This is a genomic window from Prosthecobacter sp., assembly GCF_034366625.1.
Lineage (GTDB): Bacteria > Verrucomicrobiota > Verrucomicrobiia > Verrucomicrobiales > Verrucomicrobiaceae > Prosthecobacter.
Window position 1 is genome coordinate 1 of sequence record NZ_JAXMIH010000010.1, and the last position, 13985, is coordinate 13985.

The following is a 13985-nucleotide window of genomic DNA, read 5'->3' on the forward strand; positions in this document are numbered from 1 at the left end:
TGCCGCCATGTCCGGCGTGTATGAAACCGGGCTCCTTAAGTCAGCGGTCAGGTTGTGTGTTGTGGTTGTTAGGGACGGTTTTTCGGAATGCTGGCCATCGTAAAAAACGACCGGAATAATCGCCGACAGAAAGCTGACACCAGAATCCAAGCATCCTCAGCAAGCCGAAACACACCAGACCCCCTAAAAAAATCGCGGGCAGTTTGGTCCGACGCTCAAAAAACTCCACTTTCACAGCCAAGGACTCCACCCATGAACGGGGCATCACAGCCCCCACCATGACGCCCATTCCAACGAGCACAAAGAAGCCTGCGAAGGGATGAAACAGGAACGAAGCCCGCCATTCACCCCTCAGCAGGGCGGAGGTGGCTCGGGTGAGACCGCAGCCGGGGCAGGGCAGTCCGGTCACCTCCGCAAACGTGCAGGGCCACAGTTTCCAGTTCATCCACGCGCCAAAACCCAGCACCATGAAGGCCACCGTCAGACCACGGCACATCGCGCGCTGTCGCAGCAGGGGTGCCAGCCAGGGTTTGAGCAGAAGTTGGATGAATCGCATGATGTAGCCTGCAAGGGGTTGGCGAGGCCTCATGAAAGTCAATGTCAGCCTCTTCATTGACGCATGCTTTCAGCCGCCGATTCTCGCCGCATGAAGATTCTCGCAGCCATGTCCGGAGGCGTGGACAGCAGCGTGGCCGCCGCGCAGCTCGTCCGCGAGGGGCATGACGTGTCCGGTGTGTACATGAAGAACTGGATCAATGAGGAGAACATCATCGGCCACTGCCCGTGGGAGGAGGACATCGTGGATGCGGAGGCGGTCGCCAAACAGCTCGGCATCCCGTTCCGCGTCGTCAATCTCATGACCGAATACCGCGAGAAGGTCGTGAAATACCTCCTCGAAGGCTATCAGGCCGGCATCACGCCGAATCCCGATGTGATGTGCAACCGCGAGATGAAATTCGGCGTCCTGTGGGACTGGGCGAGCGAGCATGGGTTTGAAGGAATCGCGACGGGGCATTATGCGCGCAAAGAGTTCGCGGTTCGCGGTTCGCGGTTCGCGGTTTCAGACAACAGCGAACCGCGAACTGAGAACCGCGAACCTGCGATCTATCGCGGTGCTGATCCGAACAAGGATCAAACGTATTTTTTAGCCATGATGCAGCCGCATCAGGTGCGCATCGCGCAGTTTCCCATCGGTCATCTGCTCAAGCCGGAGCTGCGCGACCTCGCGCGTGAGTTTGGCCTCAAAACGGCGGACAAAAAAGACAGCCAGGGCATCTGCTTCATCGGCCAGGTCAAAATGGAGGACTTCCTGCGCACCTTTGTGCCGGATAAACCTGGCCCCATTGTGAACCTCGAAGGCAAGGTGCTCGGTGAGCATCGCGGACTGCATCTTTACACGCTCGGTCAGCGCAAAGGACATGGAGTCGCCAGTCCGCTGCACAAGCAGGCCTATGTCGTCGTCGCCAAGCGTCCGCAGACAAACGAACTCGTCGTCGCCATCGAAAGCGCCGACACGCCGCTGCTCTGGGCGCGCAAAGCCGTGCTGCACTCGATTTCGAGCACCGGAGAGCCGTTGCATGACGAGCGCCTGCTGCAAGCCCAGCCACGTTATCGCTGTCCCGCAGGCGATGCGATCTTCCGTCCGCTCGGCGATGGCCGTGCCGAGCTCGAATACAAAGAACCGCAGCGTGCGCTCACTCCGGGACAAATCTGCGCGTTGTATGAGGGCGAGCGATTGCTCGGCGGGGCCGTCTTTGAATCCATCCAGCACGAATGAGCGCCTCCATCCTCATCCTCGGCGGCGGTTGTTTCGGCCTCACGGCTGCGCTCGAACTCCGCGCTCGCGGCTGGAAGGTCACGTTGATCGATCAGGGGCGCCTTCCACATCCAGACGCCGCCTCCACCGACATCAGCAAGGTCGTGCGCATGGACTACGGCAGCGACGAGCAGCACACCGCCATGGGAGAGCGAAGTCTCACGCGCTGGCGTGCCTGGAACGCGAAATGGGGCGAGGAGTTGTATCACGAGGACGGTTTCCTCGTCATGTCGCGGGATGAAATGCAACCCGGCGGCTTCGAGCACGACAGCCGCCAGTTTCTCACCGCACGCGGTCATAAACTGCGCCGTACTTCCGCCACGATGCTGCGCGAACTGCATCCCGCGTGGAATCACAGCGCCTATCGCGATGGCTATCTCAATCCCATCGGCGGCTGGGTCGAAAGCGGGCGCGTCATCGCCAAACTCGCGGCTGAAGCACGCACTGTGGGTGTTGAGATCATCGAGGATGTTGCCAATCCACAGCCACAGTTTGTCGGCGCACTCTGCATCGGCATCTCATCGAGCAACGGCATTCAATGGAAGTCCGATCACGTTCTCGTCGCCGCCGGTGCGTGGACGCCCACGCTGCTGCCGCATCTTCAAGACGTGATGTGGGCCACGGCGCAGACCGTATTTCACTTCAAACCACACAACCCAAGCTCGTTCTCACCGCCGCAGTTTCCCGTCTGGGGTGCCGACATTGGCAAAACCGGCTGGTATGGCTTTCCCGCGAATGCCGACGGCCTCGTCAAAGTCGCCAACCACGGCCCAGGCCGCCGCGTGAATGCCAACGATCCGCGCACGTTGCCCACAGGCGAGGAGGAACGCTACCGCACCTTCCTGCGCGAGACTTTTCCATCGCTCGCCGAGGAGCCGCTGCATTCTTCCCGCGTCTGCCTCTACTGCGACACCTTCGACGGTGCTTTCTGGATCGATCACGATCCCGATCATCCTGGCTTGATCGTTGCCGCTGGTGATTCCGGCCACGCGTTCAAATTCACGCCAGTCATGGGCGAGATCATCGCGGATGTGGTGGAGCGAAAAGCCAATGCGTGGGCTGCTCGTTATCGCTGGCGTGAAAAAACGGCTGCGAGTGCGGATGGAGCACGGGCTTCGAGTTAGTTGCCGATTCAACTCAGGCGCGCACGAGCACTGTCTGGTGGCCGACATGCATCGTCCGCCAACCGCGTTCGAGCAGCCATGGCACGCCCAGCGTGCCTTTGCCCTGCCATTGGCCGGCACGGATGGAGGTGTCATCATAGACGACCATGGTCTGCGCATGCAGCAGCTTTTCCGCCGCTTGAATTTCGCGCAGACCGTGTTCCGCAAAGCCGGGAACGTAGGTGTCCCAGGAGTCCAGGTAGAGCAGATCGACGGATTCCTGGCGTGTTGACAGGTAATGCAACGAGTCGTTGCAGTGAATGCCCACACTCTCACCAAAGATGCGTGTCCAATGGCGGGCAAAAGCACAATTCTTTTCTCCCTTGTCCACGGAATCCAATCGCCCGCCATGAGCGGCGGCAAACGCCCCGAGCAGGTAGGTGCTGAACCCCGCACCGCGCCAGTCCTCTTCGGCACGGATGCAGCCGGTTTCCACGATGCGTGGAGAGGTGAAATGAGAGGCATGGCGAAGCATGAGGTCAAAGGACTTGTCACGGTCAATGAAACTGCGGTAGTCGGAAAGTCCGCCGCGTGTCAGGTCCGTGACCCAGTGCTGCATCATGACATCCCTGCCAATCTGACCACGACTGAGATAGCGCGGCGCGGCCAGCAACTGGCGGCAGGTGCGGCCCACGAGGGACGGTCGAAGGTGATCCGCGTGTTCTTCGATAATGTTGTAAAACCAGCGGGTGTAACGGTTGCCCTTCGGCGCACTTTTCTTGAGCGTGATGTTCACTTGGTTGGCACGTGGCAGGCTGAACCTCGCCGGATGCTGGCCGCCGAGCCACAGGCCGACCGCCGGTGTTTCAGTGAAGCGGCAGAGGTGCAACGGGCCGCTGTCCACGCCCACCAGCAGATCGGCCTGCATGATCGTCGCCAGCAGTTCTTCGACCGAGAGTCGTTTCCAGTCATCGGTCAGATGCTTGATCCGGCCGTGTGCGACGCGCGGCACCCGGTTGTCCCAGTCCAGCAGCAGCAGCGTACCGCCTGTTTCATCCAGAATCGTCCGGTAGATTTCAACCGCCATCGCATCGGACAGACTCTTGACCTCCCGGGAGGTGTTGCCGGTGCCATGCAGCAAAATGATGGGCCGCGCGAGCTTGCTGAAGTAATCCGCCACCATCTGCTGCACCGCAGGGCTGACACGTGACCCTAGATCGACTTTCACCGCGCAATACTCATCCCACAATTCCGTCGATGGCGGGCCGATGTCTGGCATTGGAGCCAATGAAAAATTGGCCATCGCCTTGTTGGCCTGCCAGTGGTTCGTGTCGTCCAATTTTTCCAGCCCCACCCCATGCTTCCACGGCAGCGGCACATGCGAGGCATCTGGCTGCGTGGTGCATGCGGGAGCAAAAAGAAATTCCTTGTTCACCTGACAACCGACCTCGAACTCAAAACCGCGCCGCTGATACAAGGGCAGTTGATGGGCAAAGAACACGCAGTCGCCCAGACCGTGGTTGAATTTGATGTGCTGCGTGGACATGGTGGGAAAGGTCGATCATCGAATCATCCGCGGAACAATGCTCCGAGTTTCTTCCCCAGAATCACTCCCGCTCCGAGGATGGTGACTGCGAGGAAGATCATCGCCCACACACCGAGAGCTGACGCGAGGTTAGGGCCGCTGCCGAGAGCGAGGACCAGCGAGTAAATCGCCTTCGTGATCGGGAAGTGCGCGGCTTGTTGCGCGAGGATCATGGAGTCACTGACTTCGAGCATGGCGAAAGAAAAGGCGAGCAGGCCACCGGCGACGAGATTGGGGGCCACCAGCGGCAGCGTGATGCGCCACAGGGCTTTTTCGGGACGTGCGCCGAGGTTTTGCGCGGCTTCTTCGAGCGTGGGGCTGACTTGTTGAAAGCCGGCGGCGGCGGAGCGCACGACGTAGGGCAGTCTGCGCACCGCATACGCGATGACGAGCAGCAGAATCGGATCATCTCCGAGCATGAGCCAGTGGAAGGGCTGGCCTTCACGCGTCATGGCGAGATAACCGAAGGCCATGACGATGCCAGGCACGGCGAGCGGCAGCATGGCCATCGCGTCGAGGATTTGACGGCCCCAGATGCGGGTGCGGACGGAAACGTAGGCCACACCGATGCCGAGGACGAGCGCCACCAGCATCGCCAGCGCGGAGTACTTCAAACTGTTGGCGATAGAAGACAGCGTCAGTTCATGGCCGAGGGCGTCGTGGTAGTGAGACAAGGTGAGCGAATGTGGAATGACCGTGCCATACCAGTCTTTGGAGAACGACAGCAGCACGACGCCGAGATGCGGCAGCACGGCGAGGAAGGTGACGCCCGCAAAGAACGCAGTGCAGGCCCAGCCGAGCCAGGGTGGTAATTGAATCGTCTCGCGGCCTGTCGTGGCCCGTCCGCCACCGCTGGCGCTCGAACTGCCAAAGAGCAGCTTGCTCGTGAGGTAAAACAGCGTGCTGAAAACGAGCATCACTGTCACCAAGGCATAAGGAAACGGGTTCCCGCTCAAATCATTGATGCTGCGAAACACCTGCACGGCGGTGACGCGGTCGTAATCAAACAGCAGCGGCACACCCATCTCGGTGAAGGACCACACAAACACGATCGTGCCGCCCGCGAACACGCCGGGCATGATGAGCGGCAGCGTCACGCGCCAGAAGCGGCTCCACGCGTTGCAGCCGAGGTTCGCAGCGGCTTCTTCCATGGCCGGGTCGAGATTCGACAGCGCGGCAGCGGCGTTGAGGTAAATGATCGGGTAAAGATGCAGCACCTCCATGATGATGATGCCCAGCATGCGCTGCTGACCGAGCCAGTCGGTCGGATGCATGGCATCCATGAGTCCGAGATTGATCAAGAGACTGTTCAACGCCCCCGCCTGGCCCAGCATGGCCTTGATGCCGATGGCGCCAACGAACGGTGGCAGGATCATCGGCATGAGCACGAGCGAATTGAGCAGCGCCCGGCCAGGAAACGCGAAACGCACATAACAAACCGCCAGCGGCAGTGCGATGACAAGAGAACCCAGCGTCGTCCACACCGCGATGATGAACGAATTCCACAAGCCTTCGCGATACAGCTCGTTGAGGAAGACCTCGGTGATGTATTCCAGCGTGAACTTGTGATCCGGCCCTCGAAACGCGGATTCCAGCGCCGCCCAGATCGGATAGGCGAAGAAGCACGCGAAGAACGCGGTCATCACCAGAAAGATCAGCAGCGATAGGGTTTTGGACATGGGGCGGGAAGATCAGGAGCCACGACGAGCGATGGTGCCGGCGCGGATGAATTGATTGCGGAAGGCGTCGCCCAGCTCGCGGGCAAGACGGGTTTCCTGGGCTTTGTCACGGGCGGCGAGGATTTTGGCGATGTTGCCGGTGGCGGCCTCGTACTTCACGCGGGTGAGGTCTTCGAGCACGGTGATGGCACGTTCAGGCATGCCGTTGTCGATGATGCGCTTCCAGGCATCATGCAGTTCATCGTGGGAATCGACGCAGATGACGCGAACAAGGAAACGGATGGCATTGAACGCGGCTCCGGTGCGCTCGGAGTGGTAGGTGAAGGCTTGGGCCTTTTCAAACGGTGCTTCTTTGCCATCGCTCATGCGGGGAATGTTTTCTGGCGTGTAAAGATCACGTCGCACGGGCAAACGCCGCAGCGCATGCTGACGCGGACCGCCAGCTTCGCCGACGCGAAAGCTCCAAAGCTTCTGGCCGTGTTCGCCGAGCACGAATTCAATGAAGGCGGTGGCGATTTCAGGATCGGGCGCACCGCGCAGCATGCCGATGGGATCAACGCTGATCGAAGTTCCGCCGAGCGGAGCGATGAAACCGACTCGGGAGGTTCCATCGGCCTTACGCACGTCTTCTTCAGCGGAGCGGCCATAGAAGTCGATGCACATGCCTGCTCCGGCGTCGCCACGGGCGACTTCGAGCGGGATCTTCGTGGAGAAGTCGGTGAAGTAACGGGCATTGGCACTGATGCGCAGGATCAGGCGCAGTCCTTCATTCCAACCGGCCGCCACGCCTTCGGCTTCGAGTTCTTCCGGCGTGAGTTTGGCATTGGGAACAGCCTTGAGCCGATCAATGGCGATCTGCATCTGCTGCTGGATGAGCATTTCGAGCGCTTTGGTGACTGAACCGCTTTTACCTGGGTCGCTGAGGGCGATCTGGCCGTAGTAACGAGGATCAGCAAGATCTTCCCATGCATCAGGATCGTCCGCGATGCCGATGCGACGCAGCACATCGCGATTGAAGACGATGCCGCTGCTGGAAAGACACGCGCCGCACCAACGGCCCTGTGGATCGCGAAACGGCTCGCCGCTGAGTTTTTCGGGGATGCCGTTCTCGCCGAACCACTCGGGATGTTTTTTTGTCAGGCCGCTGATGCCGGTCTTTTCGCCATCTCCAGCCACGAGTGTGCCCGCCTTGGCCTGTTGCTCAAAATCATACGCACCGCCGCCGAAGAAAACATCCATGCCAGTGGTGAGATTGGAAGCGAGATAGGCCTGCCGAGCAGCATCTTCGGGAGCAGCCTTGGGATTCAAACACGCCTGCGCCACCGCAGGCGACCACGCTTGCTTCAATTTCGACTGCCAGTGCTGCTGAAATGCGGCGCTGGCCTCAGATTTGATCAGCATCGCGATTTCGGAAGTGCCGCCGGGGACGCGCCAGTCGATGAAGAGTGTTTGTCCGGTGCTTTGCTTCCAATGCGCGGCAAACGCCTGCCCAAACTCCTCGCGGATGCGGTCATGATGCGGCGAGATGATGACGAGGCGGCGATCGTATCGTGCCGGGGCGGTGCTTTGCGCCGGTTTCAGCAGGAACGGGCCGATCATGGTGAGCAGCATCGCCAGCACGACGGCGAGTTCCTTGCGCCATTGCCGTATCCAGGTGAGCACGGCCTGCGTGCGCGGGTGATTCAGCAAAGCTGTGAGCCGTTCATTCATTTGCGCAGGATCACCACGTCGTTCATTCCCGCCATGGCGCGGACTTCTTCCTCGGAAGGCGGGCGTATTTCCTGCGGGTTGATCTCGCAGACTTTCATGAGTGGCCCGTTCTGCACCTGAAGGAGGTATTGCACGGTGGGGCCGAGATACGTCGTGTCGATGATGTGGCCGGGGAAGCGGTTGGGTGAATCGAGCACGTTGCCAAAGGTGAGTGCTTCGGGTCGGATGCTCAAGACGACCGGCTGGCCGGGCGCGGGCTGCCAGGTGGTGTCATTGGTGCGGCCACGCAGCACGCCGAAGGGCGTTTCGACATCGTGGTAACCGGCGCGGCTGCTTTCCCGTAGCGTGCGGCCTTCAACGAAGTTCGTCTCGCCGATGAATTCGGCGACCATGCGCGTGGCGGGATTGCGATAGACTTCGGTGGGCGTGCCGACCTGCACGAGCTTGCCGCTTTCCATGATCGCCATGCGGTCTGCCATGCTGAGAGCTTCATCACGATCATGCGTGACGTAAATCGCGGTGAGACCGTGTTGTTTGCAGATGCTTCTGATTTCACTGCGCATCTCCAAACGCAGTTTGGCATCGAGATTGGAGAGCGGTTCATCGAGCAGCAAACATTTCGGACGAATGACCAGCGCACGGGCCAGCGCGACACGTTGCTGCTGGCCACCGGAGAGCTGCTGGATTTTGCGCGAGCCAAGGCCGTCGAGTTTGACCTGTGAGAGAGCTTCGGAAACGCGGTGTTCGATCTCCTTGCGTGGTCGTTTCCGTTCTTCGAGGCCGAAGGCGACGTTTTGCGCGACGTTGAGGTGCGGCCAGAGCGCGTAGCTTTGAAACATCATGCCCGTGCCGCGTTTGTGGGCGGGCAAATGCGTCACGTCCTCGTCATCGAACCAGATTTTACCCGCGTCCGGCGTGTAGAAGCCGGCGATGTGACGCAGTAGCGTGGTTTTGCCGCAGCCGCTGGGTCCAAGCAGGAAAAACAGCTCTCCGGCCTCGATTTGCAGGTCCACGCTGCTCAGAACGACACTGCCGCTGAAACGTTTGGTGAGTTCTTGGATTGTGATCGTGACCATGCGGAATATCCGTCAGGTTTTACTTGGATGGCACTGTAATGGCAAGCCTCGCGGGACATTCTCAACAGAACGCAACATCGCAGTTGCAAAGACAGCCGCTCTGTCCAGAATGCGCATCTCTCCAACCGGCAGCCACCCCAACGCGGCACCGCTGGAGAGAAGTCAAACTAGGTCGGGCTGTAGTTCAGCCTGGTAGAACGCTTGCATGGGGTGCAAGAGGTCGTGAGTTCGAATCTCGCCAGCCCGACCATTGGTTTGATTGCCTGCGATGCCGGTCATTTTGGAACCGAAACCGCTTTCTTCGGCTCCCGGAAGAAGATCATGAACAACACCAGCACCACTACGGCGATCCATGCGGGAGTGCTCCAGATGGCGGCCCAGTCGTGGGCGATGTCGCCTTTCGGAGTGGCCAGCTTGTGCATGTCCATGACGCGCCCGGCCAGGTAGGTGCCGACGAGTGAGCCGAAACCCCACAGAATGATGGCGATCAGGCCCTGGGCCGCGCCACGCATGCGTTCGTTCGCTTCGTCATCGACATAAAGCTGTCCGGCGATAAACAGGAAGTCATAGCAAACGCCGTGCAGCAGAATGGCCCCAAAGATGAGCACGGTGCCGGTGCTGGCAGCACTGGCGCTGAGCATGAAGTAGCGGGCGACCCAGGCCAGGATGCCGAGGAAGATCGTTTTCTTGTAGCCGAGCTTCTTGAGCATCAGCGGCAGCAGGATCAGGAAGACGATGTCGGAGACTTGGGCCAGCGTCATCTTCTGCGCCATGTCCTCCCACTTCAACTGGGTGAGGTAGGTGCCCATGTTCACGAAGTAAAAATACAGCGGGATGCAGATGAGGAACATGCACAGGATGAAGATGGCAAACGTGGGCTTCTTCAGCAGCGCCAGGGCATCGAGGCCGAGAACCTCGCTCAGCGGCACATTCTGCCCCTTCTTCTTCGGTGGTGTGTGCGGCAGCGTCAGCGCAAAGAGGCCGAAGACCATGGAGGTGCCGCCTGCCAGGTAGTATTGCAGCGAAGACTGCTCGCCCTTCAACTGGCTGAGCACCACACCACCAGCGATCCAGCCCACGGCGGAGAAAATCTTCACAAAGGGGAAATCCTTCTTCGCATCTGCCAGATGGGTCATGGAGATCGAATTGCCCAGCGCGAGCGTCGGCGCGTAGAGCGTGCAGTAGAGGATGAGCGTGGGATAGACGCTGCCGAAGGTCTTCAACTGCGGGATGAAGAGCATCACCAGTCCACCGGCGATGCCGAGCACCGCGATGATTTTCTCCGAGGCAAAGAAGCGATCCGCGATCAAGCCGACGATGAAGGGCGAGAGAATCGCACCCCAGGCGAAGGCGCCATACGACGCGCCGATTTCAGTGCCGGTGAAGTTCAGCGTTCCGAGGTATGCACCCAGCGTCATGTACCAACTGCTCCAGATGAAATACTGGAGAAACATGAAGAAGGAGAGCTTGATCTTGAGCTGTGTTTGCATGGTGGTGTGGTTGAGGTGCGGTCTGGAGGAGGGAGGGGGATCATTTCATGCCATCGGCGGCACCCCATGGTTCGAAGAGCCGGAGATTACGGGATTTTAAGCCGACGTAGCAATCGGGAAGATCGAAATGCTGCAGCACCTGCGGCAGCATGAAGGCGGTGGGCCACTGCTGGTCATCGTGAACGGCCAGTTCATGAAAAGACGTGAGCGCATGCTTCAGAGTGACCTGTTTGACCTCGCGGCTAAGCAGGGCAGCGAATGCGGCGGGCAACGCACCCCAGCCTTGACCGGCGAGATGGATCTCCGTGTGACCGGCAGCGGCAAGAAGCTGGATGACGCGCAGCACATCGAAGGTGCGCTGGCCGAGCAGCGGGCGGTCGAGCATTTGGCTGTAGGCGGCGTAGAAGTAGTGGCTGCCGTAGCGGCCGAGGAATTGGTTCGCGCCGCAGGTGTTGGGTTGCGAGTCGCCGATGCCGCGCACGTCGCAGGCAAAGAAAGCCGCGTTGGGAGCAGAGGCGATGAGTTCCTGCACGAACGGGTCATCGCGCAGCTCGGCATCGGCGGAGCGATGCGAGATGTAGAGCACGGCTTTGCTCAAACCGCGTGGCAGGCGCGAGGTGAGCGCTTCATCGCTCAAGCGCGTGACCAACGCATGGATCATCGGCTCTGTTTCGACGGCGTAGGTGCAGTAGGCTTTCGTGGGATACTTGCGCGCGCCCACGCTGCGCAGGATGCGGTAGTCAGGCGGTGAATCCGCCAGCGCGGGCAGTTTCAACACGTCACGCACCGCTTTCTGCAAGGCTTCACCGGTGAGGTGTTTGCGTTTGGCGGCCAGATCGTCGGCTTTTTCTCGCGTGAAGGACATCAGTGTGCGCGAACCGGCTTCGGCCACCTGACCGCGTGGAGTGCAGAGCAGATCCGCGTCTTTTTCGACGGTGATCGTGGGTTCGGTGGCAGCAGATGGAATGCCGGTGACTTTGCCGAAGAAGCGATACATCGCCTCGCGGTTCGATTGCGTGTAGCCGTGCGGATCGGGGCCGATGTGGAGCTGGATGTTCTCCGGCTTGCCGAGCAGCGTGTAGAGCTTCTTCAAGCGCTCGTAAGTCTCGGCGGAGCCACGCGCATCGAAGTAATCCTTCTCCTGCGCCATGATGATGACCGGTTTCGGTGCCATGGCGGCGAGGAAATCGCAATGATCGAGGTCGTGTGCCAGCACACGCGGCGGACACTGCTCCATGTCCTGCGGCAGTTCGTTTTCGGCATCGCGGCGGAAGGTGGTGACGAAGCAGGACGGTGCGCCCATCGTGAAACGCGACTCCATGCCGCAGAGCCAGGTCGTTTGCGTGCCACCGCCGGAGTTCCCCGTTACGCCGAGGTGCTGCGGGTCGATTTCTTTGCGCGTCAGCAGGTAATCGAGCGCTCGCATGGCATCCCACACGAACCAAGTGCCAAGAAATTCGCCGATGAGTGCCTGCGGTCCGCCCATTTGATTGTGCTCGGACGTTCCGCCGCCGAGACGGGAACCGAGCTTCTCATTCAAATACTGAAACCGCTCGCCCTGGCCGGCGGGATCAATGATGAAGCAGGCTTGGCCTTGTCGCGCGAGTCCCTGTGCGAAGCTTTGATAAGCCTCCGCCGCCTTGCCGTTGAGCGAGTGGCCGCAGACGCCGATCACGCCGGGAACGGGGCCTTGGCGGTTGGTGGGCAGGTAAAGATTGCCCGTGACGAGAAAATTCGGACGGCTCTCAAAGACGATGTTCTCGATGCGGTAGCCATCGCGCTCCAAGGTCTTCGTCACCCTGGCGTTCAGCGGCGTTTTTTCGGGGAGGGGGCCGAAACACTGGCGGATGCGCTCTTGCACCGACTTCACATAAGCCTCGGCATCGGCCTTCGTCTTCAAAGCATCACGCCCGGCATTGCCACGCTGCTCGGCGGCTCGAACTTCAGTGACGAGCCAGTCCTGCATCATGCGCGGGAAGCGGTTCAAGGCTGGAACGGCTGCCGCTGGAGCTGTGGCAGCGGTTTGGGCCAATGCGGTGCTCGTGCTGCCGAAAAACGACTGCATCACGGGCCAGCTCAGAAGACCCATGCCGGTGGTTTGAAGAAAGTCACGACGGCGGGGCAGGGGAGTGGAGTCCATGAGTGAGTGGCGTGCGTTGGAGTGTGATGAATATCGGAACTGATGCGCGTTTCTTTCCCATGCACACGCCTGCTTCTCCGAATCGTCGTCAATTTCTCCGCACCGCTGTTCCTTTCATCGTTTCCGCCGCCACGCTGGGCCGCGCGGGCGCGGTGTCGCCGAATGGGAAAGTTCGCATCGCCTGCATCGGTGTCGGTGGCCAGGGCACGAGCAATCTGCGGGCGCTGATGGGCGATGAACGCGTGCAGATCGTCGCCGTGTGCGATGTGGACTCCCAGCATTCCGAGGCCGCAGCAAAACTGGCCGGATTGTCGAAGGGCGATGTGTATCGTGATTTTCGCGAGGTGCTGGCTCGCAGCGATGTGGACGCTATCATGAACGCCACGCCGGATCACTGGCACTCGAACGTGGCCATCGCCGCGGCGAAGGCGGGCAAGGACTTGTATTCCGAGAAACCGCTGGGCGCGAGCATCGTCGAAGGCCGCGCCATCTGCCGTGCGGTGGAGGAAAACAAGCGCGTGCTGCAATGCGGCACCTGGCGGCGCTCCGGTTTGAAGGTGCGCATGGCCTGCGAGCGTGTGCGCAACGGCTACATCGGCGAATTGAAGGAGATCGAGATCGGCGTGCCGGGCAAGTTTGCCATTCGTGGCGGTGTCACCGGCCTGGAAGCGACGCAACCCGTGCCAGCGCACTTTGATTATGCCATGTGGCTCGGCCCGGCGGTGGAGAAGCCGTACACGGCGGCACGCTGCCACTTCAACTTCCGCTGGATCGAGGAATACGCGCCCGGCTACATCACCGACTGGGGCGCGCATTTCCTGGATGTGGCGCAATGGGGCGCGGGCATGGATGAAACGACGCCGACCGAGGTCAGCGCCACCGAGGTGAAGCGCCGCGACGCGGGCATCTACGATGCCGCCGAGAGCTTCCGTATCGAATACCGCTACGCCAACGGCGTGCGTGTGGTCATGCTCAGCACGGACGACAAAACCAAGTGGGGCACGAAGTTCATCGGCAGCAAGGGCTGGATTTACACCGAGGCGGAGGTGCTCAAGGCCAGCTCGGACGACATCCTGCGCGTGAAGCTCAAGGACAGCGACGTGAAGCTCTACGAATCGAAGCATCATCACCGCAACTTCATCGACGCCGTGATCTCACGCGGACGCACCGCCGCCACGGCGGAGATCGCCCAGCGTGCCGCCACGACCTGCCACATCGGCGCGATTTCAGCGGTGCTGAAGCGTCCGTTGAAGTTTGATCCAAAGGCCGAGCGCTTTGAAGGCGACGAGCAGGCCAATCAGATGCTGCTGCGGCCGATGCGCGAGGCGTGGAAGATTGCATGATCGCAGCCACGGCTTGCGTCGCGTGGTGCTCTGTTTCATAGAC

At 60.5% G+C, this 13985-nt stretch carries 10 protein-coding genes and 1 tRNA gene; 4 read left to right on the plus strand and 7 right to left on the minus strand.

The genetic code is table 11. The features are described 5' to 3' along the window. Nucleotides 1–40: 40 nt before the first annotated feature. Nucleotides 41–556: a DUF2752 domain-containing protein gene (locus U1A53_RS12410; RefSeq protein WP_322281310.1), complete on the minus strand. Its 516-nt coding sequence runs from the start codon at nucleotides 554–556 to the stop codon at nucleotides 41–43. A gap of 90 nt (nucleotides 557–646) precedes the next feature. Between U1A53_RS12410 and mnmA the strand changes: the two genes are divergently transcribed. Together mnmA and U1A53_RS12420 are read left to right on the plus strand one after the other, a co-directional pair. Further along, nucleotides 647–1777: a tRNA 2-thiouridine(34) synthase MnmA gene (gene mnmA / locus U1A53_RS12415; RefSeq protein WP_322281312.1), complete on the plus strand. Its 1131-nt coding sequence runs from the start codon at nucleotides 647–649 to the stop codon at nucleotides 1775–1777. After that, the gene (locus U1A53_RS12420) at nucleotides 1774–2940 is read left to right on the plus strand and encodes an FAD-dependent oxidoreductase (protein WP_322281313.1); all 1167 of its coding nucleotides are present in this window, start codon (nucleotides 1774–1776) and stop codon (nucleotides 2938–2940) included. Before mnmA ends, U1A53_RS12420 begins: the two co-directional genes overlap by 4 nt. A gap of 13 nt (nucleotides 2941–2953) precedes the next feature. On the opposite strand, the gene U1A53_RS12425 is transcribed toward U1A53_RS12420, so the two are convergent. Genes U1A53_RS12425 through U1A53_RS12440 form a run of 4 tightly spaced genes read right to left on the minus strand, consistent with a single transcriptional unit; the run spans nucleotide 2954 to nucleotide 8969 of the window. Next, nucleotides 2954–4465, minus strand: a complete 1512-nt coding sequence (locus U1A53_RS12425) for a class I SAM-dependent methyltransferase (RefSeq protein WP_322281315.1) — start codon at nucleotides 4463–4465, stop codon at nucleotides 2954–2956. A 23-nt stretch (nucleotides 4466–4488) separates the two neighbouring features. Continuing rightward, a complete protein-coding gene (locus tag U1A53_RS12430) occupies nucleotides 4489–6183 on the minus strand; it encodes an iron ABC transporter permease (RefSeq protein ID WP_322281316.1) in 1695 nt (564 codons plus the stop codon). 12 nt (nucleotides 6184–6195) lie between these two features. After that, nucleotides 6196–7893, minus strand: a complete 1698-nt coding sequence (locus U1A53_RS12435) for an extracellular solute-binding protein (protein WP_322281318.1) — start codon at nucleotides 7891–7893, stop codon at nucleotides 6196–6198. Further along, on the minus strand, nucleotides 7890–8969 hold the full coding sequence (locus U1A53_RS12440) for an ABC transporter ATP-binding protein (protein ID WP_322281320.1): 1080 nt from the start codon (nucleotides 8967–8969) through the stop codon (nucleotides 7890–7892). Before U1A53_RS12440 ends, U1A53_RS12435 begins: the two co-directional genes overlap by 4 nt. A gap of 173 nt (nucleotides 8970–9142) precedes the next feature. Here U1A53_RS12440 and U1A53_RS12445 point away from each other — a divergent pair. Further along, nucleotides 9143–9219: transfer RNA gene (locus tag U1A53_RS12445), tRNA-Pro, on the plus strand. A gap of 25 nt (nucleotides 9220–9244) precedes the next feature. On the opposite strand, the gene U1A53_RS12450 is transcribed toward U1A53_RS12445, so the two are convergent. Together U1A53_RS12450 and U1A53_RS12455 are read right to left on the minus strand one after the other, a co-directional pair. Continuing rightward, on the minus strand, nucleotides 9245–10459 hold the full coding sequence (locus tag U1A53_RS12450; RefSeq protein WP_322281322.1) for an MFS transporter: 1215 nt from the start codon (nucleotides 10457–10459) through the stop codon (nucleotides 9245–9247). 40 nt (nucleotides 10460–10499) lie between these two features. Beyond that, the gene (locus U1A53_RS12455) at nucleotides 10500–12599 is read right to left on the minus strand and encodes a prolyl oligopeptidase family serine peptidase (protein WP_322281324.1); all 2100 of its coding nucleotides are present in this window, start codon (nucleotides 12597–12599) and stop codon (nucleotides 10500–10502) included. Nucleotides 12600–12658: 59 nt separating this feature from the next. Here U1A53_RS12455 and U1A53_RS12460 point away from each other — a divergent pair, with 59 nt between their 5' ends. Then, nucleotides 12659–13942, plus strand: a complete 1284-nt coding sequence (locus U1A53_RS12460) for a Gfo/Idh/MocA family oxidoreductase (RefSeq protein ID WP_322281326.1) — start codon at nucleotides 12659–12661, stop codon at nucleotides 13940–13942. Nucleotides 13943–13985: the final 43 nt, after the last annotated feature.